This is a genomic window from Pseudomonas sp., from assembly GCF_030683065.1.
GTDB lineage: Bacteria > Pseudomonadota > Gammaproteobacteria > Pseudomonadales > Pseudomonadaceae > Aquipseudomonas.
In genome coordinates this window covers 1-20,518 of sequence record NZ_JAUXMX010000017.1, presented here as the reverse complement: position 1 = coordinate 20,518, position 20,518 = coordinate 1, and the positions used below count along the sequence as shown (strand labels likewise).

16 protein-coding genes and 1 pseudogene are annotated in these 20,518 nt (G+C 52.0%); 5 read left to right on the top strand and 12 right to left on the bottom strand.

The window, feature by feature from the left end; all coding sequences use genetic code 11:
• Positions 1 to 5: 5 nt before the first annotated feature.
• Positions 6 to 3,128, top strand: coding sequence for an efflux RND transporter permease subunit (locus Q8K09_RS03860; protein ID WP_305253695.1), 3,123 nt, complete (start codon positions 6 to 8; stop codon positions 3,126 to 3,128).
• A 107-nt stretch (positions 3,129 to 3,235) separates the two neighbouring features.
• Here the strand turns inward: Q8K09_RS03860 and Q8K09_RS03855 are convergent, their stop codons facing one another.
• The 8 genes from Q8K09_RS03855 to Q8K09_RS03820 form a co-directional block, all read right to left on the bottom strand.
• Complete coding sequence (locus Q8K09_RS03855; RefSeq protein ID WP_059392065.1) at positions 3,236 to 4,204, bottom strand: arsenic resistance protein; 969 nt, start codon at positions 4,202 to 4,204, stop codon at positions 3,236 to 3,238.
• A gap of 462 nt (positions 4,205 to 4,666) precedes the next feature.
• Positions 4,667 to 4,945: a hypothetical protein gene (locus tag Q8K09_RS03850; protein WP_224490798.1), complete on the bottom strand. Its 279-nt coding sequence runs from the start codon at positions 4,943 to 4,945 to the stop codon at positions 4,667 to 4,669.
• Between the two features lie 147 nt (positions 4,946 to 5,092).
• Positions 5,093 to 6,418, bottom strand: a complete 1,326-nt coding sequence (locus tag Q8K09_RS03845) for an OprD family porin (RefSeq protein ID WP_026088463.1) — start codon at positions 6,416 to 6,418, stop codon at positions 5,093 to 5,095.
• 625 nt (positions 6,419 to 7,043) lie between these two features.
• Entirely contained in the window at positions 7,044 to 7,913 is an 870-nt protein-coding gene (locus Q8K09_RS03840; protein WP_257776551.1) for a sterol desaturase family protein, read from the bottom strand.
• Positions 7,914 to 7,981: 68 nt separating this feature from the next.
• Positions 7,982 to 8,728: an AraC family transcriptional regulator gene (locus Q8K09_RS03835; protein WP_167143953.1), complete on the bottom strand. Its 747-nt coding sequence runs from the start codon at positions 8,726 to 8,728 to the stop codon at positions 7,982 to 7,984.
• Positions 8,725 to 9,237, bottom strand: coding sequence for a signal peptidase II (lspA, locus tag Q8K09_RS03830; RefSeq protein WP_167143956.1), 513 nt, complete (start codon positions 9,235 to 9,237; stop codon positions 8,725 to 8,727). The genes Q8K09_RS03835 and lspA overlap by 4 nt, the downstream gene beginning before the upstream one ends.
• Positions 9,234 to 9,581, bottom strand: a complete 348-nt coding sequence (locus Q8K09_RS03825) for a DUF3703 domain-containing protein (RefSeq protein ID WP_167143959.1) — start codon at positions 9,579 to 9,581, stop codon at positions 9,234 to 9,236. Before Q8K09_RS03825 ends, lspA begins: the two co-directional genes overlap by 4 nt.
• Positions 9,582 to 9,597: 16 nt before the next feature.
• Entirely contained in the window at positions 9,598 to 11,880 is a 2,283-nt protein-coding gene (locus tag Q8K09_RS03820; RefSeq protein ID WP_167144326.1) for a heavy metal translocating P-type ATPase, read from the bottom strand.
• Positions 11,881 to 12,115: 235 nt separating this feature from the next.
• Between Q8K09_RS03820 and cadR the strand changes: the two genes are divergently transcribed.
• The 4 genes and pseudogenes from cadR to Q8K09_RS03800 form a co-directional block, all read left to right on the top strand.
• Positions 12,116 to 12,568 (top strand): Cd(II)/Pb(II)-responsive transcriptional regulator, encoded by a 453-nt coding sequence (gene cadR, locus Q8K09_RS03815; RefSeq protein WP_167143962.1) that lies wholly within the window; start codon positions 12,116 to 12,118, stop codon positions 12,566 to 12,568.
• A gap of 261 nt (positions 12,569 to 12,829) precedes the next feature.
• Positions 12,830 to 13,267 (top strand): disulfide bond formation protein B, encoded by a 438-nt coding sequence (locus tag Q8K09_RS03810; RefSeq protein WP_167143966.1) that lies wholly within the window; start codon positions 12,830 to 12,832, stop codon positions 13,265 to 13,267.
• A complete protein-coding gene (locus Q8K09_RS03805) occupies positions 13,264 to 13,908 on the top strand; it encodes a thioredoxin domain-containing protein (RefSeq protein WP_167143970.1) in 645 nt (214 codons plus the stop codon). Before Q8K09_RS03810 ends, Q8K09_RS03805 begins: the two co-directional genes overlap by 4 nt.
• A 143-nt stretch (positions 13,909 to 14,051) precedes the next feature.
• Positions 14,052 to 14,308, top strand: a pseudogene (locus Q8K09_RS03800) (HipA domain-containing protein); the annotation flags it as partial.
• 38 nt (positions 14,309 to 14,346) lie between these two features.
• On the opposite strand, the gene Q8K09_RS03795 reads toward Q8K09_RS03800, so the two are convergent.
• The 4 genes from Q8K09_RS03795 to Q8K09_RS03780 are packed head-to-tail and all read right to left on the bottom strand — an operon-like array spanning position 14,347 to position 20,285.
• Positions 14,347 to 14,802: a hypothetical protein gene (locus tag Q8K09_RS03795; protein WP_167143973.1), complete on the bottom strand. Its 456-nt coding sequence runs from the start codon at positions 14,800 to 14,802 to the stop codon at positions 14,347 to 14,349.
• Positions 14,803 to 14,804: 2 nt separating this feature from the next.
• Positions 14,805 to 17,462, bottom strand: coding sequence for a hypothetical protein (locus Q8K09_RS03790; protein WP_167143976.1), 2,658 nt, complete (start codon positions 17,460 to 17,462; stop codon positions 14,805 to 14,807).
• Positions 17,463 to 19,067 (bottom strand): site-specific integrase, encoded by a 1,605-nt coding sequence (locus Q8K09_RS03785; protein WP_167143979.1) that lies wholly within the window; start codon positions 19,065 to 19,067, stop codon positions 17,463 to 17,465.
• A complete protein-coding gene (locus tag Q8K09_RS03780; protein WP_143003809.1) occupies positions 19,068 to 20,285 on the bottom strand; it encodes a tyrosine-type recombinase/integrase in 1,218 nt (405 codons plus the stop codon). It abuts the gene before it with no gap.
• Positions 20,286 to 20,518: the final 233 nt, after the last annotated feature.

The following is a 20,518-nucleotide window of genomic DNA, read 5'->3' as shown; positions in this document are numbered from 1 at the left end:
TTGACATGTACGAACGATTAATTCGCTTCGCCATCGACCAGCGCTGGCTAGTCTTGCTGGCTGTGCTCGGCATGGCAGCGTTGGGTGTTTACAGCTACCAGAAGTTGCCGATTGATGCGGTTCCCGACATCACCAACGTGCAGGTGCAGATCAATACCGAGGCAAAGGGCTACTCGCCACTGGAAACCGAGCAACGCGTGACCTTTCCGATTGAATCGGTAATGGCTGGGCTGCCCAACTTACAGGAAACGCGTTCAATCTCACGTTACGGGTTGTCGCAGGTCACCGTCATTTTCGAAGACGGCACAGACATCTACTTCGCTCGTCAGTTGGTGAATGAGCGGATACAGGAAGCGCGTGGAAATCTACCCAGTGATCTGTCGCCGAGCATGGGGCCAATCGCTTCTGGTCTGGGCGAGATCTACATGTGGACCATCGAGGCGCAAGACGGTGCGAAGAAGCCGGATGGCAGCACCTATACACTGATGGATCTGCGTGAGATTCAGGACTGGATCGTCAAGCCGCAACTGCGAACCGTCAAAGGTGTTACCGAGATCAACACCATTGGCGGTTATGCCAAGGAGTTCCAGGTTTCACCCAAGCCGGAGCGCCTGGTCGCACATGGCCTCAGCCTGCAGGACATTGTGGTTGCGTTGGAGAGCAATAATGCCAACGTTGGTGCGGGCTACATCGAACGCAGCGGCGAGCAGTACCTGATCCGCGCTCCGGGACAAGTCGGCAATATCGCTGACATCGCCAACATCATCATCAAGAACACCGATGGTGTTCCTGTGCGCATCGGTGATGTGGCCGAGGTTGGCCTGGGTAAGGAGCTGCGCACCGGTGCCGCTACTGAGAACGGCCAGGAGGTGGTGCTCGGCACTGCCTTTATGTTGATTGGTGAGAACAGCCGCTATGTATCGCAGGCTGTCGACCAGCGCATAAAGGAGATCAATCGCAACCTGCCGAAAGGAGTCATAGCGAAGACGGTCTATGACCGCACTGTATTGGTCGATAAGGCCATCAATACGGTGAAGAAGAATCTGATCGAAGGCGCTCTGCTGGTTATCGCTATCCTGTTCCTGTTCCTGGGTAACATTCGGGCGGCCCTCATCACCGCAATGGTGATTCCGCTGTCGATGCTGTTCACCTTTACGGGCATGGTCAGCAACAAGGTCAGCGCGAACCTGATGAGCCTTGGCGCACTCGATTTCGGCATCATCATCGATGGTGCCGTGGTGATCGTAGAGAACTGCGTGCGTCGTTTGGGTCACGCCCAGGCCGCAGCAGGCCGAACGTTGACCCGTAATGAGCGCTTCCATGAGGTGTTCGCGGCGTCGAAGGAGGCGCGTCGTCCACTGCTGTTCGGCCAACTGATCATTATGGTGGTGTACCTGCCGATATTTGCGCTCACCGGCGTGGAAGGCAAGATGTTCCACCCAATGGCGTTCACCGTGGTGACAGCCCTGTTCGGAGCCATGATCCTCTCGGTGACATTCGTCCCGGCAGCTGTTGCACTGTTCCTCAATGGCAACGTCAGTGAAAAAGAAAATCGGCTAATGGCCTGGGTCAAGCAAGGCTACGCGCCGTTGCTAGATTGGGTCATGGTCAGCAAGCCGTTAGTGCTGACCATTGCGACAGTCATCATGGTGCTTTCTGGTTTAGCTGCTTCGCGGATGGGCAGTGAGTTCGTGCCGAGCCTGGATGAGGGCGATATCGCTTTGCATGCCCTGCGTATTCCTGGCACTAGCCTTTCGCAAGCAATTGAAATGCAGGTGCAACTCGAACAACGAATCAAATCCTTTGCCGAGGTTGATACGGTGTTCGCCAAGCTTGGAACTGCTGAAGTCGCAACCGATCCAATGCCGCCGAACGTGGCGGACAACTTTGTCATGCTAAAGCCGCGCGACCAGTGGCCCGATCCTGATCGCAGCAAAGCCGATTTGGTTGCGGCGATGCAGGAGGCGGTTGAACAGGTTTCCGGCAACAACTATGAGTTCACTCAGCCCATTCAGATGCGCTTCAACGAGCTGATCTCCGGCGTACGCAGTGACGTCGCAGTGAAAGTGTTTGGCGATGACATGGATGTGATGAACGAGACCGCCGAGCAAATCGCTGAGGTGCTGGAGGGTATTCCAGGAGCAGCTGATGTGAAGGTCGAACAGACCACCGGTCTGCCGATGCTCAGCGTACAAATCGACCGTGAGAAAGCCGCACGATTCGGTTTGAATGTCTCGGAGATTCAGGACGCCATTTCCACCGCCATCGGCGGGCGCGAGGCGGGTGCACTGTTTGAAGGTGACCGGCGTTTCGATATCCAAGTTCGCCTGGCGGACGAGTGGCGCAATGATGTCGACAAGATCCAGCAGCTACCTATTCGTCTGGCCAATGGCGATGGGCTGGATGGCCCAGGGTTTGTGCGCCTGGCTGATGTGGCGAGCGTGGTGTCCGCACCGGGGCCGAACCAGATCAGCCGTGAAAGTGGCAAGCGTCGCGTGGTGGTCACCGCCAACGTTCGCGGCCGCGATATTGGCTCTTTTGTCGCCGAGGCCGAGAGCAAGATCGCCCTGGCGGTGAGAGTTCCTACAGGCTACTGGACGACCTGGGGCGGCACCTTCGAGCAGCTTCAGTCGGCAGCCAAGCGCCTGCAGATTGTCGTACCGGTCTCGTTGCTGCTGGTGTTCACGCTGCTCTTCATGATGTTCGGCAATGTCAAAGATGGCCTGCTGGTATTCACCGGCGTGCCCTTCGCGCTGACCGGCGGGATCATGGCCTTGTGGCTGCGTGATATTCCGCTCTCGATCTCTGCGGGGGTGGGTTTCATTGCGTTGTCGGGTGTCGCGGTACTCAACGGCCTGGTGATGATTTCCTTTATTCGCAGTTTGCGTGAGAACGGCATGGGATTGGACGAGGCCATTCGCGAAGGCGCATTGACTCGCCTACGGCCAGTGCTGATGACTGCCTTGGTGGCGTCTCTGGGCTTTATCCCAATGGCCACTGCAATTGGTACGGGGGCGGAGGTTCAGCGGCCTCTGGCCACGGTGGTAATTGGCGGAATCCTGTCTTCAACCGTGCTGACGCTGCTGGTTTTGCCATTGCTCTACCGCTTGGCCCATCGTCTGCGCTAAGTTCACAGCGCTATTCGTGTGCAACTGAAAAGCCCCGCTCTTGAGCGGGGCTTTTTGCTTACCGTAAATACCGCTCAATGTGGGCGGTGACTGTGCCTGTGACGTCCTCAGCGGCTTTTTTTACGCCAAATAAGAATCGGAACTGCCCGGATGTAGACAAGCTCACCCACCAACTCAACCAGCGTCTGGGTGATGACCGCTGCGGCTGCAAGCCCCCGTATTTCTTCAGGCAATGCCAGGGCCAGCGGAAGAACCACCAACGAGTTACGTGTGGAGGTACTGAAAGTAACCGCTCTCGCCGTCGAGGCGGGCAGTTTATAAGCTCTTGAAGCCAGTGCGCCCACTACGGGGGCCAAAAGCATGAAACCGATGTACACCGGGATCACCGGTAAAAGCTGGTCGATATCACGAACCACCGGCGAGATTTGCGACCCAACCACCGCAATGAGAACTGCCGCCATCGCAGGGACTGGCATCCATGCCCATACGGTGTTCCAGCGACCTACGAACCGTGAGCGCTTAGCCAAGGCTGCTGTAGCAACCGCGAGCAATAAAGGCACGACAATCAGTGCGAGAAAGGCTTCAGCGAAAGGCGCTATCGAGATAACGACTCGGGATTGCTCCCCTAGCATGAAAGCCAAGTACACAGGCAACAGCACAAGCTGCAACAGCAAGAGGATGGGGGTTGCTGCAAGAATCGCACGCGAGTCGCCTTTGCCAATGTGAGTAAAGACCACCACGTAGTCGATACACGGGGTGAGCAAAACTAGAAGAGCGCCTATTAGGATTGCCGGGTGTTCTGCGAGCCCTCTGGTGAGTGCCCATACCAGCAGTGGAATCAGTACGAAATTGGCGATAAGCAAGGCTGACATGAAGCGTTTGTTGCTAAGACTTTTGCGGAGATCAAGAAAGGGAATTTGCAGAAACATCGCGTACATCAGCACGGCGATAGTCGGGGTCACTAATGCGTTCAGGCTCTGCGCCGCTGCAGTAGCTATTAACCCACCGATTGCCGCTGCAATGACCGCGACGAAATAGATCGGTATCTGGTTTTGTTCAAGTGCATCCCTACTCATAGCATCCTCAAGGATGAAAAACGTCAGCTTACATGAGGAAGCGAAAAGCGTGGCGATCCTCTTGGATGGCTTGAATCATGAAAGATTGAGATGGGCACGGCGTCTGGCTATTGAGTGGGTATCTGCTGACGGTGCAAGGGCGCGGTATTCAAATGACACCGTGTTCTAGCATCGGGGTGATAGCCGAGTGCCTTTGCAGATATCAGGCAGATCAATCTAAAGGCCTTCACCGGTATCATTTTGCCCTTCTTGCTACACGCTGACAGCGATGGCTTGTTGCAGATATGAATGACTTGCGGAAGAGAAGAGTTAGTTGTCTAGCTTGGAGGTTTAAACTCCCAGTGAATCTTTCTTATTATTAAAGATTAAATAAAAAAAGCGCCCCGAAGGGCGCTTAGGGTACACCTCTTTCCAAAGGAGCTCGGGAGCTTCTAGAGGTGAACATCGTTCGGAAGTGAGCGGTTAGTCAGCGTTGGTTTCTTTTTTAAGATCGGTATTGGTCCGATCTTGGTTGCTGGTCTTAACCTTTAGTTCGTCCGCCGGTTTGGCAGCAGGCTCAGTTCCGTGAATTCGTTTTTGATCTGCTCGAAATTTTGCCTGAGCTTTCATTGAGCGATCATAGCCATCTTCTGCATAAGACTGTGTGGAGCCGACAAGAAGTACTGATCCAATAACTAGGGCTTTCAACATCTTCATAAGGCAGGCCTCGTAAAATTCAATTATTAGCTTGTCGAGGTTCATGGACAAGTTCTGCAAGTTCGAGTGAATTTTACGGAGGTGAAGCTAACAGCAGCGTGAGCCCAACATTACATTCTTGAAATCTAATAACTGCCTATCTTGTTATGCATGAGCGGGCAGTGCTTTTAGAGCCCGCCCGCCCATCCATTTTTAGAGCACGCTCAGTGGGTACTCGACGATCAGACGAACCTCGTCCAGATCCGACTCGTAATCCGTTGCGCGGGTAGTCATCTGGCGAACACGGAAGGACATCTCTTTCAGTGAGCCCGTTTGGACGACGTACTTGGCTTCGATGTTGCGTTCCCAGCGCTTCTGGTCAGTCAGCGGGTTGCCATCGGCATCACGACGCATATACACACTGTTGGCGTCGGAATAGTCCGCATCTGTACCCAGCGCATAGCGCGTCATGAAGGTCAGTCCAGGAACGCCATAGCTGGCCATATCTAGGTCGTAGCGCAGCATCCAGGACTTCTCTTTCGGCGAGTTGAAGTCGCTGTACTGAATAGAGTTGTCGAGGAAGATGGAATCAGACTGGCGCAGGTAGTCGAAATCATCGTCGCCGTTGTTGCGCTGGTGCGACAGGGCAACGCTGTGTGCACCGAACTGCACACCCACTTTGCCGCTGTAAATGTCGTTATCGAACTCACCCAGCAGCTGCTGGCCGTCATCGACAGCTTTGTAGTAGTTCAAACCACCGAACAAGGAAACACTGTCGGTCAGCGGGTAGGTGAAGGACGTACCGGCATAGTGCTGCTTCCAAGCATCCTTGAGTTGGCTGCTATAGAGACTAAAGCTCAGGTTGTCATTTAGCGAATAGTCACCGCCGAAATAGGCAACCCATGGCGACGCGACAGAGCCCGCATAGAAGGTTGCGAATTCATCACGCATGGTGCTGACCTGCGGCTGGCTCATGGCATGCAGGCGGCCACCCTGAAGGGTCAAACCATCAAAGCTGGTGTTCTCAACCGTAACGCCGCGAAAGCTTTCCGGTAGCAGGCGGGAGTCACCGTAGTGAACCACCGGAGTCATGGGGAACACATCACCCACTTTGACAACGGTGTCGAATAGCCGGGCTTTTACTGCACCACCCACTTTGGAGTAGTTATCTTCAGCTTCACCATCACTATTTACCGGCAGCAGATTAACAGTACCACCTGGGCCATATCGACCATCCCCGGTATCCAGTTTAAGGCCGAGCATGGCGAAGGCATCAATACCAAAGCCTACGGTGCCTTGGGTAAAGCCCGACTCGAACTGGCCAATGATGCCGTGTGCCCAAGCTTCAGTATAACCATTGTCAGTGTTGCTCGACTGACCTTTACGAAAGTCACGGTTCATGTAGAAGTTACGGTTGAGAATATTGAAACTGCTACCTTCTACAAAACCTTCGGCTTGCTCTTCTGCGGCCGCCATGAGCGGAGCTGCACTGACAATCGCCGAAAATACTGCAAGGGATAGTTTGGTTTTATTAAGCATTTATTGCTCCTTTATATTGGCAGTTATTAGTCTAGTTTTCGCCATGGCGTTCTTATAGGTATTGCACCCTCAAGCGCTCTGCGCCTTTGGGGAGCTGAGCCCTATCCTTGCAAGCTGAAGATAACTTGAAGATGATTGGAAAATTACAATTCTGTAATCTTCACAAGGCGGCAATAAAAGTTGTCTTAAAGCGACATTTAAGTGCAGGTTTTCAACAAAAACGGCGTATAGGCCGTGAGAGCGCCCAGCTTGGGTTGGCCCAGGTCATTCGCTAGAGAGGCGATCAGCTCACTGCAACGCTATGTATTGCAGTGAAATGGGCCACTTGCTCCAGAGGATATGAGTCGCCCATTCCAGTGGTTGTGCACCACTCTGCTGATGGTTTCGAGCCATGAACCAGTAGTTGAATCAGCTCGCGTTTGAGTTCGGCCGAGCTCGCAATCGATGCGATCTCCAGCTCAGATTAACTGCGACTGGCATAGCCTTGGGCTCACATTGGTTGCGGGCGAGCGAGCTTACGTTGGGTGGCATCGGCTCAACGGGCGCGCGCTTTCATCAGCTAGCCAGAGCCACTCACTAGGGGCATCGTGTTGCACCTAGCGGCAGCCCTTCGCAAGAGAATCCGTTAGCCTTGGCTTGTAAGGTCTCGCCCAAAGGGTTCGGTCAACTGTCCAAGGTAGTCTTTGGGATAGTCCTTTTCATGCAATCCAACCTCTGCCTCTCCCAGCTTCCCTGCGCTGTCGTAGAACGTGCCAAACAGTCGATCCCACACCATCAGAAACTCTCCGAAGTTAACCTGGGCATCCGCAAAGTCGCGCTTGTGATGCCAGCGATGAATTTCAGCAACCCCGATGATGTGGCGCAGCCATCCCAGTCGGTAGTCCAGGTTTGCATGCTGGAACGCCAAGTGCACGGTCAAAATGCCAAACCAGGTAGCAACCACTGCGGATGGAGCACCTGATGCGAGCAGAATCACCAGCCCCGGACCGGCCATGAGTGCGGCGTGCAAGGGGTGTCGGCGCTCCCCGTTGATCCAGTACAGCCGCTCGGCGCTGTGATGAATCATGTGAAAACGCCACAGCCAGGGTACATGGTGGCTGATACGATGCATGGCATACAGGCTCAGATCGAGCACGGCGGCGACCAGCAGCAGTTGCAGCCAAAGTGGGCTCTCGACTGGGAAGAGACGAACCGTAGCTGGCACTGCATCGCCCAGCCTGGCCAGGATTTCAGCGGTGAACTGGATGACGGAGAGATTCACCAGCATGTGCAGTAGGTCGGTCGCGGTGTCTTGATGATCCTCAAGCCAGGCTTCGCGAAAAGGCTGGATGCGCTCTAACCCCGCGACGCTTAACAGACCCACCGCGGCGACTACCGGTGTGGTGGGCCAATACGGCACTCCCGCGTACAGCGCCCAGAGCATGAAGGCGGCACAGCCACCAAACACAAGTGGATAGCTCAGCCAGCGTAGGGGGAATCGCAGGAAAATAGGCATCGCTCAGCTCCTGGGTAGGGAGCCATGACTGTATGTGGGGAGACCCGCTTTCGGCTTGAACGAAAGAGCTATGACTCCTGAAGATCGACCTCAGCCAGTGCGGAAGAAGGATCGATGCCCAGCAGCGTCCGGAATGTCCGGGAGAAATGCGCCGAGTCAGAAAAGCCCGCTGCATGAGCTGCTTCGGTTAGTCGTACACCTTTGGCCACATATTGCAGGGCCTGCGTGAGACGCAACCATTTCGCATAGCTGCGCAGCGGCAGGCCGGTTTGCTCTACAAACCAGTGGGAAAACCGTGAGGGGGATAAATGCACCAACGCGGCCATTTCGTCGCGTCCCATTTGGCCACTACGCAGCGCCTCAACCACAGTGGTCAAACGAGGATCTGAAGGCGGCGGATCGGAAAGTTGCAGTGATTGGCGCACCCCCGCTCTTACCTGAAGTGCAGTGTGCCCTGGCTCACGTAGCGCCTCGATAATCGGCGTGATATCCCCCGGCGCGATCTCAATCACCCGCGCTGTTTCGCTGCCACACAAAGCACGCGCCTCATCGGACACTGCATCCAGATAGATCGATAGCACTCGGTTGGCGCTGAGCCGATGCGGCAAGCCGGCCGGGATGAAGACGGCCGATCCTGTTTGAATGCCCAGCGGCGTTTCAACCAATACAGGTGAATCGAGACCCGCTGAGATCTGATGTGCCTGATGGTGGTGCCAATCCTGGTGGCCGGCACGGCCATGAAAGATGCCGATGCCGGGCCCCACCCAGGCATGGCCTGCCCAGCGCACCGCGCCTGTTGAGGGCAAGTCTTTCATTCTCTGGCTCGGCCGGTTTCCTCATTCGGGTTCAGTAAGCTGCTCAGGATCAACATGGTCGCACCACCGACGATACCGATATCCGCCAGGTTAAACGCAGGCCAATGCCAGGACTGCCAGTAAAAATCCAGGTAGTCGATCACATGGCCTTGCGAGGCTCGATCAATCAGATTGCCAACGGCACCGCCTAAGATGAGGCTATAGCCTAGGGCTTCGCTGTTGGCTCTGGGTTTACGCAATATCAGAGCCAGCACCACCGAAACGACCAAGGCGATGACGCTGAAAAAGTAACGCTGCCAACCACCCGCGTCAGCCAGGAAGCTGAACGCTGCACCGGTATTCCAGAAATGAACCAGATTGAAGAACGGGGCCAGCGGAATGACGCTGCCGACCGGTAGCGCCCCCGCAATTGCGCTCTTGAGCGCTTGGTCGGCCGAGGCAATGGCCAGCGCTAGCGTCCACCAACGCCAGGGAGCGATAAAGTGTGTCACTCCAGGAAGTGACTTCATTGTTCTCCTCCTTGGAGAAGTCGCTGCAACTCCTGAGAGATGGGCATGGGCGCGAAAGCACTGATCCTCGAGCGGCCGGTATTGCCGATGGGCACCCAAATTCTGGAAAACAGCAGGGCCGCGACAATGCGCGGTATTTGCCCCGCCACCTCGCGATAATCGCCAATTTGCCAGCCGAGCGTGAGCATCAGCCAGTGTGACCTGGCATGCAGCAAAGGTTGGCGCTGAGTCAGGATGTGCGCGCGCTCCAGCCATTGAAAGGCATCTGTACTGCGCTGTTCCTGCATGGCCTGCCGGGCCTGCTGAAAGGCTTGTTCAATTGCGAGTTGCAATGCTGCTTTCATCTTCAATCCTCCAACCCTACTTTTTAAGCAGGCGCAGGCCGTTGAACACCACCAGCAGACTGACACCCATGTCGGCAAAGACGGCCATCCACATCGTCGCCTGCCCCGTTAAGGTAATGGCGAGAAACAGGGCCTTGATCCCTAACGCCAGCACGATGTTCTGCTTGAGGATGACGGCGGTCTGTTGAGACAGGCGGATGAAGGCCGGGATCTTGCGCAGGTCGTCATCCATCAAGGCCACATCCGCAGTTTCGATGGCCGTGTCCGTGCCGGCGGCGGCCATGGCGAAACCGATTTCAGACTTCGCCAGCGCCGGCGCATCGTTGATGCCATCGCCGACCATCCCTACAACGTAGCCGCGCGCCTGCAATGCTTCAATGGCCTGCAATTTGTCGACTGGCAGAAGGTTGCCGCGTGCCTCGTCGATGCCTACCTGCTGTGCAATCGCATCTGCGGTGTGCGGGTTATCGCCGGTCAGCATTGTGGTCTTCACGCCAAGCGCGTGAAGCTCCTCAATTGCCTGGCGGCTGGAGTCCTTGACGGTATCGGCAACGGCGAACAGGGCAATGGCACGCTGCGGATTGCACAGCACCACCACTGTTTTACCTTGGCGTTCGAGACGCTCCAGCGTCGCTTCCAGCTCGGGTGAGCAGAGGCCAAGCTCTTCCACCAGGCGGTGGTTACCCAGGTGGAAATCTATGCCTTCGATGGTGCCTCGAACACCTCGACCCGGCAGGGCTTCGAATCCCTCAACGGCAGCAAACGTCAGGCCATTCTCAGTGGCATGCTTGGCTATTGCCTGCGAAACCGGGTGGTCAGAGCGACTGGCGAGGCTGGCAGCATGAGTACGGTAGAGTTCTGAATCCTGTTCAACCAACGGCATGTAATCGGTCTGTACCGGCTTGCCATGAGTAATGGTTCCGGTTTTGTCGAGTGCCAGGAAGCCAAGCTTGCCACCGATTTCCAGATAGACGCCGCCTTTGACCAGAATGCCTTTACGCGCCGCCGCTGCCAGGCCACTGACAATGGTGACGGGCGTCGATATGACCAAGGCGCAAGGGCAGGCGACCACCAGCAGCACCAAAGCACGGTAGATCCAGTCGTACCAGGGCTCGGCCATGAAGAGTGGCGGCACAATGGCGATAGCTAGGGCGAATAGGAATACGACAGGGGTGTATACCTTGGCGAATTGATCGACAAAGCGCTGGGTCGGCGCACGTGAACCCTGCGCCTCTTCGACCGCGTGAATGATACGTGCCAGCGTGGTGTTGGCAGCGGCGGCTAGGACGCGGTATTCCAGGGAGCCGGCTTCGTTGATGGTTCCTGCAAAAACCGGGTCGCCAATGGTTTTCTCTACGGGCAGGCTTTCCCCCGTGATGGGCGCTTGGTTGATGGTGGAGTTGCCGGACGTAACCTCGCCGTCGAGACCGATTCGTTCGCCCGGTCTTACCCTGACCAATGCGCCTACGGCGATAGTTTTAACGTCAACTTCAAGCCATGTGCCATCGATCTGCTGCACCGTGGCGCGCTCCGGCGTCAGATCCATCAGGCCGCGGATGGCATTGCGAGCCCGATCCAATGACTTCGCTTCGATCAGTTCTGCTACAGAAAAGAGGAACATGACCATGGCCGCTTCTGGCCATTGCCCAATCAGCACCGCACCGGTCACCGCGATACTCATCAGCGCATTGATGTTCAGGTTGCGGTTCTTCAGCGCGATCCAGCCCTTTTTATAGGTCGTTAGGCCGCACAGCAGAATGGCGAGCAGCGCCACGCCAGCCACAGCCCAATCTGGCGCAAGCTCGGCAAAGTGGATCACTTCCGCCGATACGGCGGCCACGCCCGAGAGCGCCAAGGGCCACCAGGCTTTCTTGCGCGGGGTTCCTTGCGCTTCTTCATTTGCTGTTGCTGAATCCTCAACCACTGGCGTGAAACCAAGGTCGCGAATCGCGGCCAGTGCTGCTGGCAATGCTTCTGCTGTGTGGCTAAACGTCAGTACGCGTTGCAGCAGGTTGAACTCCAGCGCGCTGATGCCGGGCACTGAGGAGAGCTTGTCGCGGATCAGCTTTTCTTCCGTTGGGCAGTCCATCTGTTCAATTTTGATGCGGGCTTGCCCTTCAGCAGAGAGCGGTTCTGCCTGCATTCCCAGGGACAAGATCGCCTCCTCGATGGGGGCGGTCGACGGCAAGTTGTGCCATACCCCAAGAATCCGTTTGATCAGGTTGAAGTCGAGCTTATCTACGCCTGCGAGCTTGCTCAGCTTGTCCTGAATCAGCGACTGTTCGGTAGGGCAGTCCATTTGCGCAATGCGAAAGCTGCTGAGCCTGGAGCCAGCTACGGCATTTACCGTTGAGGCTGTAGCGGAGGAGCACTTAATTGCCTCATTGGGGTCACAGCAGACATCATTTGAAACCGCTTCAGGTTTGTGTTCATCACTGCAGCAGCCAGCCATGGGGGTATCCTCATTGATCAGTTATGCAGAGTGAACACCCTGAAGCCACTACAGGGTCAAGCGTTTGTCGAAGAGGTATTTCATGAAAATTGGAGAGCTGGCCAAGCTTGCCGATTGCCAGGTTGAAACGGTTCGCTATTACGAGCGCGAGGGGCTGTTGCCGGCTCCGGCTCGCAGCGAGGGTAACTACCGCCTGTACAGCAGTGAGCACCTTGAGCGGCTTACGTTCATTCGCAACTGCCGAACGCTGGACATGACCCTGGACGAGATCAGAAGTTTGCTGGCGCTGATGGATCGGCCAGAGGAAAACTGTGAGGGTGTAAATAGCTTAGTGGATGAGCACATTGAGCATGTGCAAGCACGCGTGACCAGCCTGTTGGCGCTGCAAAAACAGCTGGTTGAGTTGCGCCACCGCTGCGCTTCTGAGCGGGGCGTAGACGAGTGCGGAATCCTCCAGCGCCTGAACACCACTGGCGGAGTCAATGCGCTTCCGGATGACGGGCACACCCATGTTGGGAAAAGCCACCGTCATTGACCATCGCCTTAGAAGAGCGCGGAAAGTATTTACAAACCCCCGGCGCGATTCACGTTGTAGTTGCCAGCCCCAGCCTTAATGGGAGCTTCGTCATCAAGATGAACCGCCCAGCTCGATAGTTGCTGTGCCTGCTGGTTGCAACGCCAAGCGAATCGACCGGTTCCTGTGCAGGACGCATGCTGTAACACAAAGCCAATCGACAGCTGCTGCGGGCCCGCTAACGTGCCATCCCTATTTAAGGAAAATGGCGAGTAAATAACGATGAGAAGCCAGAGTCACCCCTCCGCTAACCCCTGGGGTTTGCTGCTCTCTGTGTGGTTGCTGGCTGTGGCCGCAACCCTAGCCGCCTTGTTTATCGGTGAAGTCATGGGCAAAACCCCATGCGTGCTGTGCTGGTTCCAGCGCATCTTCATGTTTCCTTTGGGGGTAATGCTGACGGTCGCCTGTTATCGCGCGGACTTCGCCGTTTGGCTTTACGCCTTGCCCCTGGCCGTTATCGGTTGGGCAATCGCCCTGTATCACTCCCTGCTGTTCATGGGCATACTTCCAGAAAACCTCAAGCCGTGTAGCGCCGGAACCTCCTGTTCCGGGGCCGATATGCTGATCTTTGGTAGCGTGCCGCTGCCGCTGCTTTCCCTGGCGGCTTTCACCGCCATCGTCTTGCTTCTTGCCCTGATTCGCCGGAGAACCCTTGTATGAATAGACGTGCCATCGTACTGACCATCAGCGCTGTAACCATTGCCGGCTTTATCGCTGCGGCAGTGCTCTATCAGCGTTTTTCAGCACCTCAGGAGACTCAAGCAGTCACCCAGGCGAGCAGTTCGTTGGTACGTTTCCACTCGCCAACCCTTGGGCCAATCAAGGCGCCGGTCACCATCGTCGAGTTCTTCGACCCATCGTGCGAAAGCTGCCGGGCGTTCTTCCCCTACGTAAAGCAAATCATGGCGCAGTACCCACAGGACGTGCGTCTGGTCGTGCGCTATGTGTTGTTCCACAAAGGTTCAGAAGAGGCCGTGCGCCTGCTGGAGACGGCGCGAATGCAGGGGCTTTACGAGCCTGTGCTAGCAGCCGTGCTGGAGGCCCAGCCGCTGTGGCATGACGACGCGAAAGCGCAGAAGGCCTGGGAAGCCGCAGCAGCAGTTGGCCTGGATGTCGAGAAGGCCCGCGCCACGATGAACTCGCCGGCTATCGACGACATCCTGGCTAAAGACGCAGCGGACGTTAAGAAAGTGGGGATTCAAGGCACGCCAACTTTCTTCGTCAACGGCACGCTGCTGACGAAGTTCGGCCCGGAGCCGCTGCTAGAACTAGTGCAGAGCGAACTGCAAAAAGTACGCTAAACATAGCGACTGGCGCAAACGCTGTGGCTGCGTTATCGAGCACTTTTATGCGAACACTGGAAAACAGGATACCTCCGCCGATTGTGGCCAGTATTTTCGGGTTACTTATGTGGTTGGCAGCCTGCTATGTGCCAGGTCTCGCCTCGAAAACCTCTGGCCTGATCATCAAGGGCGGCCAGGAGGAGTTATCGAGGTTGGCGGTAAACGAGTACCGTTGTATGTCCGCGGCAAGGGCGGCGGGAATTGCGGTGCCGGAACTCTATCTCTCCGCCAACGCCAAGTAGTTAGTTATGCGCCGCATCGACCGAGATGAGAAGCTCAACCCCATCGGTTTCGAGGACAGGGTGGCATTGAGGGGCTGGCCGCGGAGCAAAAGTACAGCAAGAGCTATTTGGCCTTAAATGCCAGTACAAAGCCAGATGATGGCACCCGACTTGGCTAGTGCCCCTTTGATGGCAGCTTGACCACCGAGCCGCCTTTGGCAGGCTTACGAAACACTGGGCTCTCATCTAAGAATTCCGCAGGATCGATATTCTTACGGCGAGCAATCATAGAGGCGTATATGAGTCTTTCGCGCTCCCTATTTAATTGCTTCGTCAACTCCTGGACCTGTGCCTTGAGCACCTCGATCTGGTGATCTCGATCACGATCTCTGGCCGCTTTCAGTGAAACCTCTTGATCGAACTGTTTCTCACCACGAGCATAACTTTTGACAACTTCCTTAATACGTTGAAACTCTTTTTCAAATTCCTTGTTTCGCCAAAGGGTCGGCTTAGATACACCAGACTTATCGGTAATATACTTCCACCCAAAGTTTGAAGGATCTATCAGCTGTCTTTCAAATTGTTGCAATACCGAAAAAGCTTTACCCCATTGCTCAGTAGACGTAGTCACAATCAAGCTACTCCACATTGGAATACACAGTCGCTTGGAACAGAGCCATTGGTCCTAAATGGCTGATAGTCCTTACTCTTTTCAACTTGAATTTCGTTAAGCACCACCTCAGAATTATCTAAAATATAAGAAGCATTTCTAAAAATCGCCATTTGATGTTCGATATGCATTTCAACAGACTCTACCGGGATACCGGGTCTATTCAAGGCTTCAAAAAGCCGCGCCAACTCAATTTCTGATCTATTACGCTCTGACTCGACTTGCTTTATTTGAACTGGATCTAAAAGATCTACAACGAACTCTCTACAGCCTTTTCCTGAATTGCCGGTCAGACACTTCAGATGAAATTCGCAGGGCTTCAAATTAATATCACGAAAACAATGCCCAAGCGGACCGTAATGTACGGTTTGCAGCATATCAGTCAAAAAGGTCTGCACATTCTGGGTCGGAATATCATTGTCAGTCCAAGCCTTGACCTTATTCGCCAGATCACCAATAAAGCGGGACTGCTCAGAGAGCATAAGCTCACCGACTTTCTCAGCACGTTCTTTAGCAGTCTGATGATCGTAATGATCACCTTGACTATCAGATCTTCCCATCCACTTATTCACAATACTTGCAGCCAAGCCCGCCCGAAAAAGTGAATTAGTTTGCCAATGTCGTCCCTTGTGGGTCTGAAACGTACTTACAATCTCTTCATTGGCTACAACACCGTAACGGACAAACGCTGACTGCCCCTGCTTAGCTGGTTTTATCGCATATAGAACAGAAAAATAGCCAAGGATAGATGGAATGTGTTCGTTATACACACCGCCAAGATTGCTTGGGACAACAAATAAATAATCAGAGACTTTTTGATTTATCCCAAATGTAGCCGAACCAATCTCTACTCCATCCGCTAGAAGTTCCTCTTTAATTCCCTGGATTAGTTCTGACTTAACTTTTGTATTAACTGATACAAAAGCATCTACAACGGCACTTTTAATGCTGGCCTGTTCAACCAAGAACCCAGATACGGCAGAATGCTTAACTCTATTGCTTTTCGCGACTGGCCTATAAAAATTGATTCGTTCTTCCGAGACTCTAAGAAACGAGTAGAACCCAGCCGCATTTGCATTAGCAATGTAGGTCATGGTCTTCTGGTTGAACAGCTCTGGATAAAGTTCCTCAGCATCTAATATCGGAATGTAAGCGCGATAATCATACCCACCACTGACAATATTTCTTATTGCGGCAACTGCATCGTCACGACTAAGATATACTATCCTCGCACCATAAAGACACGACTCCCCCGTCAAGACAAAGGCTTCCAAAGAAGCCAGGCTTTGCGACTGCAACCTATCTTTTAGAGCGTGTACATCCTTAGACCGACTTCCTGCAGGTGGTCGTTTATGGAGCACCTCAAAAAACTCAGAATATAAAACAATATTGCGGCGAAACTCTATCAATTGAGCAAGTCGCTGCTTAACATCAGATCCTCGTACATAATAAACGCACTTTACCTTTCCGAGTGATTTTGAAGTTATCTTAAATCCGTTTTTTTTGTAGAATTTAAGGAGTGAAGTAGAGTCGTGCGAATTCGAGGCAAATGGTAAGTACTCACGCAAATTCTTGAGCTCAACAAGTTCTTCATCCGGCAGATACTTCAGGAGGCGCAACTGTCTTTCAGACGCTGAAACATTAGACTCTATTTTCTTAGATAGACAGTTTAGGGTAGACTCAATATGCCGATCAATTGCTTCTGTTCTTCCCTGAAAGCGATAATCGAGAGTCTCGGCATAGGAACCATCTTCAATGCTCAAAGCCCTTTTTCTGTAGGGTTCGCAGATGGCATCAATTCGGAGAACCGCTTCACAGAGGGCGGCTCTCCAGATAGTAGGGACATACCTGGCGATTGGCTCCGCACCTTTTTCTGTCCATACTCGACAATATAACTCACTGTTTATTGTAACTAAGCAGTTCTTAGGTAACCGCAGAACCTCCCCGATTCTTAGGCCTAATCCATATTGAAATGCCTGAGTCAGAACCGACAACATATCCATCTGAGCACGAAAGCTGCCATCCCACTGGTCTTGCACTGCCCACTTCAACGCTATGATTGCTTTGACCAATTCTGGAAGCGGCAGTTTATCTCCAAGGGCAACACGGCCATACTTATCTTTCTCTTGAAGATCCTGCGTACCGATGAGGTCAAAATTGCTAACGGTCAAGGAAGAATTAAAGATGAATCTGATAAAATAATTTAGCGATCTACATGCACTAGCAGGTGATTTATAGCGTGTTTGAATATATTTAAACGTTGTCATGTAGGAAGATTGATCAAGCCCTCTAAGGTTAACAACACCCTGAGCAGCCATATACTTTACCGCAGCCGATAAGTCCATAACGCGACCAGCTGATACCACCTTGTGGTCCGCCCTTCTGTCCCAGAGATAACTTACCAAGAAGACCTTATTAAGTAGCATTAACTCTGCATTAGTTTCTCCGCGAGCCAGCAAATAAACATTATGCCTTCCGTTATATAACCAGGAGAGATCCTCCCACTTTGACCCATTGAAACAACTGAGTTTTGAGAATCTCTCCTCGGCTTTGCTGGCAAGGCGGTTTAGCTTAATCCGAAGCTCCTCATGCAAAATATCCTGTGCCATTATATTTTGCACTCAGACTTCCTTCACATTAATTAGAACCACGTCCTGCCCTTCAGAGTAGGCGATTGCAGCACGGCAACCAGCTATGGCCTGGTCTATAACTGAAACTACATTAGCGGTGCTGACGGTTAGCAAGCGATCTTTTCGCTCTACCAAACCCTCCAAAGCACTTTCATGTGCTACAACATCTTTATTAGGACAAAATCTGTCACACGAATAGCAAGATACCGCCGGCTCCTCGAAGCATATAGATTGAGACGCACACTTTCCTATGACATTGAAATTTCTTGGTTCACATACGTGACTATATATATTATTTACAAGGTCACCTTCTCTCATCCAAGCAGCTGTGAATTGCTTCTGTTCAATGCGACTCAACGTAGCATTTTCTAGAATCTCCCACATTTCATGAGTGAATCTGAAGTAGTGTTTAATGCTATTCGTATCATTGTGATCGAGTAAATCGGCAAGCTCTTCTGGCGAACAACCGGACATTACTGCTTGCGTGCCAACCGTGTAACGAAATCTATATGCACACAAACTGAATTTCTTTCCGGTACGAGGGGAAAATGGCAGCCTATGTTCATTTCCCCAAAGGATATAATTAATTTTGCCACTCGACTTTTGGTAGAGTATGGCCCGCTTTGACTCATCTGAGAAATAGTCACTTGACAACCGCTCTGCATCTTCCCAGTAGTGACTTCCTAAGGTATTTCCGTCTCGTTCTAAATTTATCGATTTTGAGTTAATAAAAAGTGGTAGCTCTGCAGGATCAATACCATCGGGATTTTTTGCAGAATCTATGTAAGACTGAATAAGACTTGCAGTTCTTTCCGTGAGTATTCGAGAGCTGAATTGAACTCGCCGATTGCGCGAATCTTGCTTCACGCGCGGCACGTTAAGATAATACAATCCGCTCCTACTATCTTTAATAAAATCTTTTCTTTTCAATAAAGAAATTTGTATTGGTCTCAACCCAAAACACAAACACAGATCTAACACCAAGCGAAATTCCAACGGAAGTGCCTGGTTATTAACCTGACCTGACAGTACGGAAACTTCCTCTCTAGTAAATGGCCCTCTGGCATCATCCATTACAAATAGAGCTAAATAGGCATTTTCTTTACCTGAATAATTTCGAAGTTTATGGAAATCCTCATACACTTCAAGTGAAAGATCTTCATAGCCGCAAAGCAATAGAAACTTCAAAAATTCCTTACAAGCAGAGATATATGCTGCCTTTTCTTTATTTTCAAGCACAGAAAGACTTTCCAAGAAGTCATTGATATGAACTCCTTTGGACATCTCACGGGCAAACAAATCAAGAAATTTATATTTAATTCTAACAGTTGAAGCGTGATATCTCTCCAAGATATATCTTAGATAACTCCTCGCAATCTCTCTTAACTCAAAATCCAACAGATTAAGATAATGTGATGTAAGATAAACAAACTCACCCGTATCATCCGGCAATTTTATTGCAGATCGAAAGCCACCATACTCATCAAATAATTCGATGTCATAGCCCAATCGACTTTTTACAAAAGTGCCTCCCGGCAAAAAATCTGAAAGTTCATCGTTGCCGGACAACACCCTCTGACTCTGGAGTTCTTTCATTTAATCAACCAGTTGTGGCTTAAGGGCTTCTTGCTGGAGTAGGGCTTGTAACTCGGCTACTTTGGCTTGTATCGATCCTTTAGCATAATGCTCAGGCATATTACTATTCTTAGCCCAACCGCCTGCCGCTTCCTGAATAGGTGCTTTCAAAATCTTACGACTTAAACCACTTTCACCCTTAAACTTTCTATCCAGTGCCTGATTCAAAAGATCATGAAACGTATTGCGAAGGCGATGGGGGCTGAGAAGACCCACAAACTCTGGATATTGTTTTATAAGTTCATTCAGGATTGAATTAGGAGTCTGCACTGAAAGAGGACGCCCATCCCGGTAAGACAGGAAGACATAGCTTGTTGACTGCCAGCCGATGAATTCTTTTCTGACATTCACAATGTAGTGTTCAACTAATGCGGCCAGTTGATCATGCAACACCACCTGCCGACCGAGTGTTTTAACTGAGGGGGACTCAGCGCGAGGATAATCAATCACATCTTTGTTCTTGACGATGTCGTAATACTTTCGCATTCCTGTAAGCTGGAAATTATTCAGCTTCAACAGTAACGTCTCACCTTTACGATTTCCGCCCAACATCAATAGAAGCAGGAGAATATAATTTCTCCATCGCACCTTATAAATCTTCCAAGGATTTAAATTATTGCTCTCATCAGGGTCAATAATAGCAATGAACTTAGCCTGAAGTGCAGGAGTAAGGCCGATCCTGTCTTTTTTATCGCCCCTGTAAGGAGCTTTCATATACAACTTGAAGCCGGCAGTCATCCTCTCATACGAACGCTTAGCAATTTTAAGTTGCTCCAAGTTTCGAGCGCACCGCCCCTCATAGAACAGCCATAGGTAATCTATAAATTTTTTAGCGCCTCGCATGCGGGCACCATACCAATTCGGATTAACCTGCTCGCCGCTCTGTTGAGCAAAGCCGCAATACGATGAGAAAGACTCAATTTCACCTATAGTAAGTGGATTAAGATTTGCGATGCGCTCAATCAAATCTACTTTTTGAATTTCACAGAACCGATATAGGATCAGAATTGAGCTCTGATCAACTCGTATGGTATTTGGCTTCGAGCCATTGTCGAATCGTTGCAAAGCATACGCGCCGGCAAATATATCAACCTGGCTACTTTCAGTTACTAACTTTAGTTTTATACCGCCCAATTTATCGAAGACGACGGTAGTGAGCGAAAAGACTGAATTCTTCAAATGAAACACCGCGCTTTTTTCACGAGCACGGAAGCCTATAGACAGGCTAAATGGGCGTCAATAATGAAACGCTACTGCTTCAATGCGGTCACTTTTTCTTTTGATTACTTAATGAAACACTATCTCGATATTTTCACTTTCCCCCAGATAGCAAAAGCCCCGATTTACGGGGCTTTGCAGAACTTATCCACAGAAAATGAAACGCTCTCTGTTTAATTTACAGCATCTTTCAG

What these genes read in the sequence shown, in the direction of transcription:
- Q8K09_RS03860 (WP_305253695.1), top strand. Translation starts at nt 6, where the DNA reads ATGTACGAACGATTAATTCGCTTCGCCATCGACCAGCGCTGGCTAGTC.
- Q8K09_RS03855 (WP_059392065.1), bottom strand. Translation starts at nt 4,204, where the DNA reads ATGAGTAGGGATGCACTTGAACAAAACCAGATACCGATCTATTTCGTC.
- Q8K09_RS03850 (WP_224490798.1), bottom strand. Translation starts at nt 4,945, where the DNA reads ATGAACCTCGACAAGCTAATAATTGAATTTTACGAGGCCTGCCTTATG.
- Q8K09_RS03845 (WP_026088463.1), bottom strand. Translation starts at nt 6,418, where the DNA reads ATGCTTAATAAAACCAAACTATCCCTTGCAGTATTTTCGGCGATTGTC.
- Q8K09_RS03840 (WP_257776551.1), bottom strand. Translation starts at nt 7,913, where the DNA reads ATGCCTATTTTCCTGCGATTCCCCCTACGCTGGCTGAGCTATCCACTT.
- Q8K09_RS03835 (WP_167143953.1), bottom strand. Translation starts at nt 8,728, where the DNA reads ATGAAAGACTTGCCCTCAACAGGCGCGGTGCGCTGGGCAGGCCATGCC.
- lspA (WP_167143956.1), bottom strand. Translation starts at nt 9,237, where the DNA reads ATGAAGTCACTTCCTGGAGTGACACACTTTATCGCTCCCTGGCGTTGG.
- Q8K09_RS03825 (WP_167143959.1), bottom strand. Translation starts at nt 9,581, where the DNA reads ATGAAAGCAGCATTGCAACTCGCAATTGAACAAGCCTTTCAGCAGGCC.
- Q8K09_RS03820 (WP_167144326.1), bottom strand. Translation starts at nt 11,880, where the DNA reads ATGGACTGCCCTACCGAACAGTCGCTGATTCAGGACAAGCTGAGCAAG.
- cadR (WP_167143962.1), top strand. Translation starts at nt 12,116, where the DNA reads ATGAAAATTGGAGAGCTGGCCAAGCTTGCCGATTGCCAGGTTGAAACG.
- Q8K09_RS03810 (WP_167143966.1), top strand. Translation starts at nt 12,830, where the DNA reads ATGAGAAGCCAGAGTCACCCCTCCGCTAACCCCTGGGGTTTGCTGCTC.
- Q8K09_RS03805 (WP_167143970.1), top strand. Translation starts at nt 13,264, where the DNA reads ATGAATAGACGTGCCATCGTACTGACCATCAGCGCTGTAACCATTGCC.
- Q8K09_RS03785 (WP_167143979.1), bottom strand. Translation starts at nt 19,067, where the DNA reads ATGAAAGAACTCCAGAGTCAGAGGGTGTTGTCCGGCAACGATGAACTT.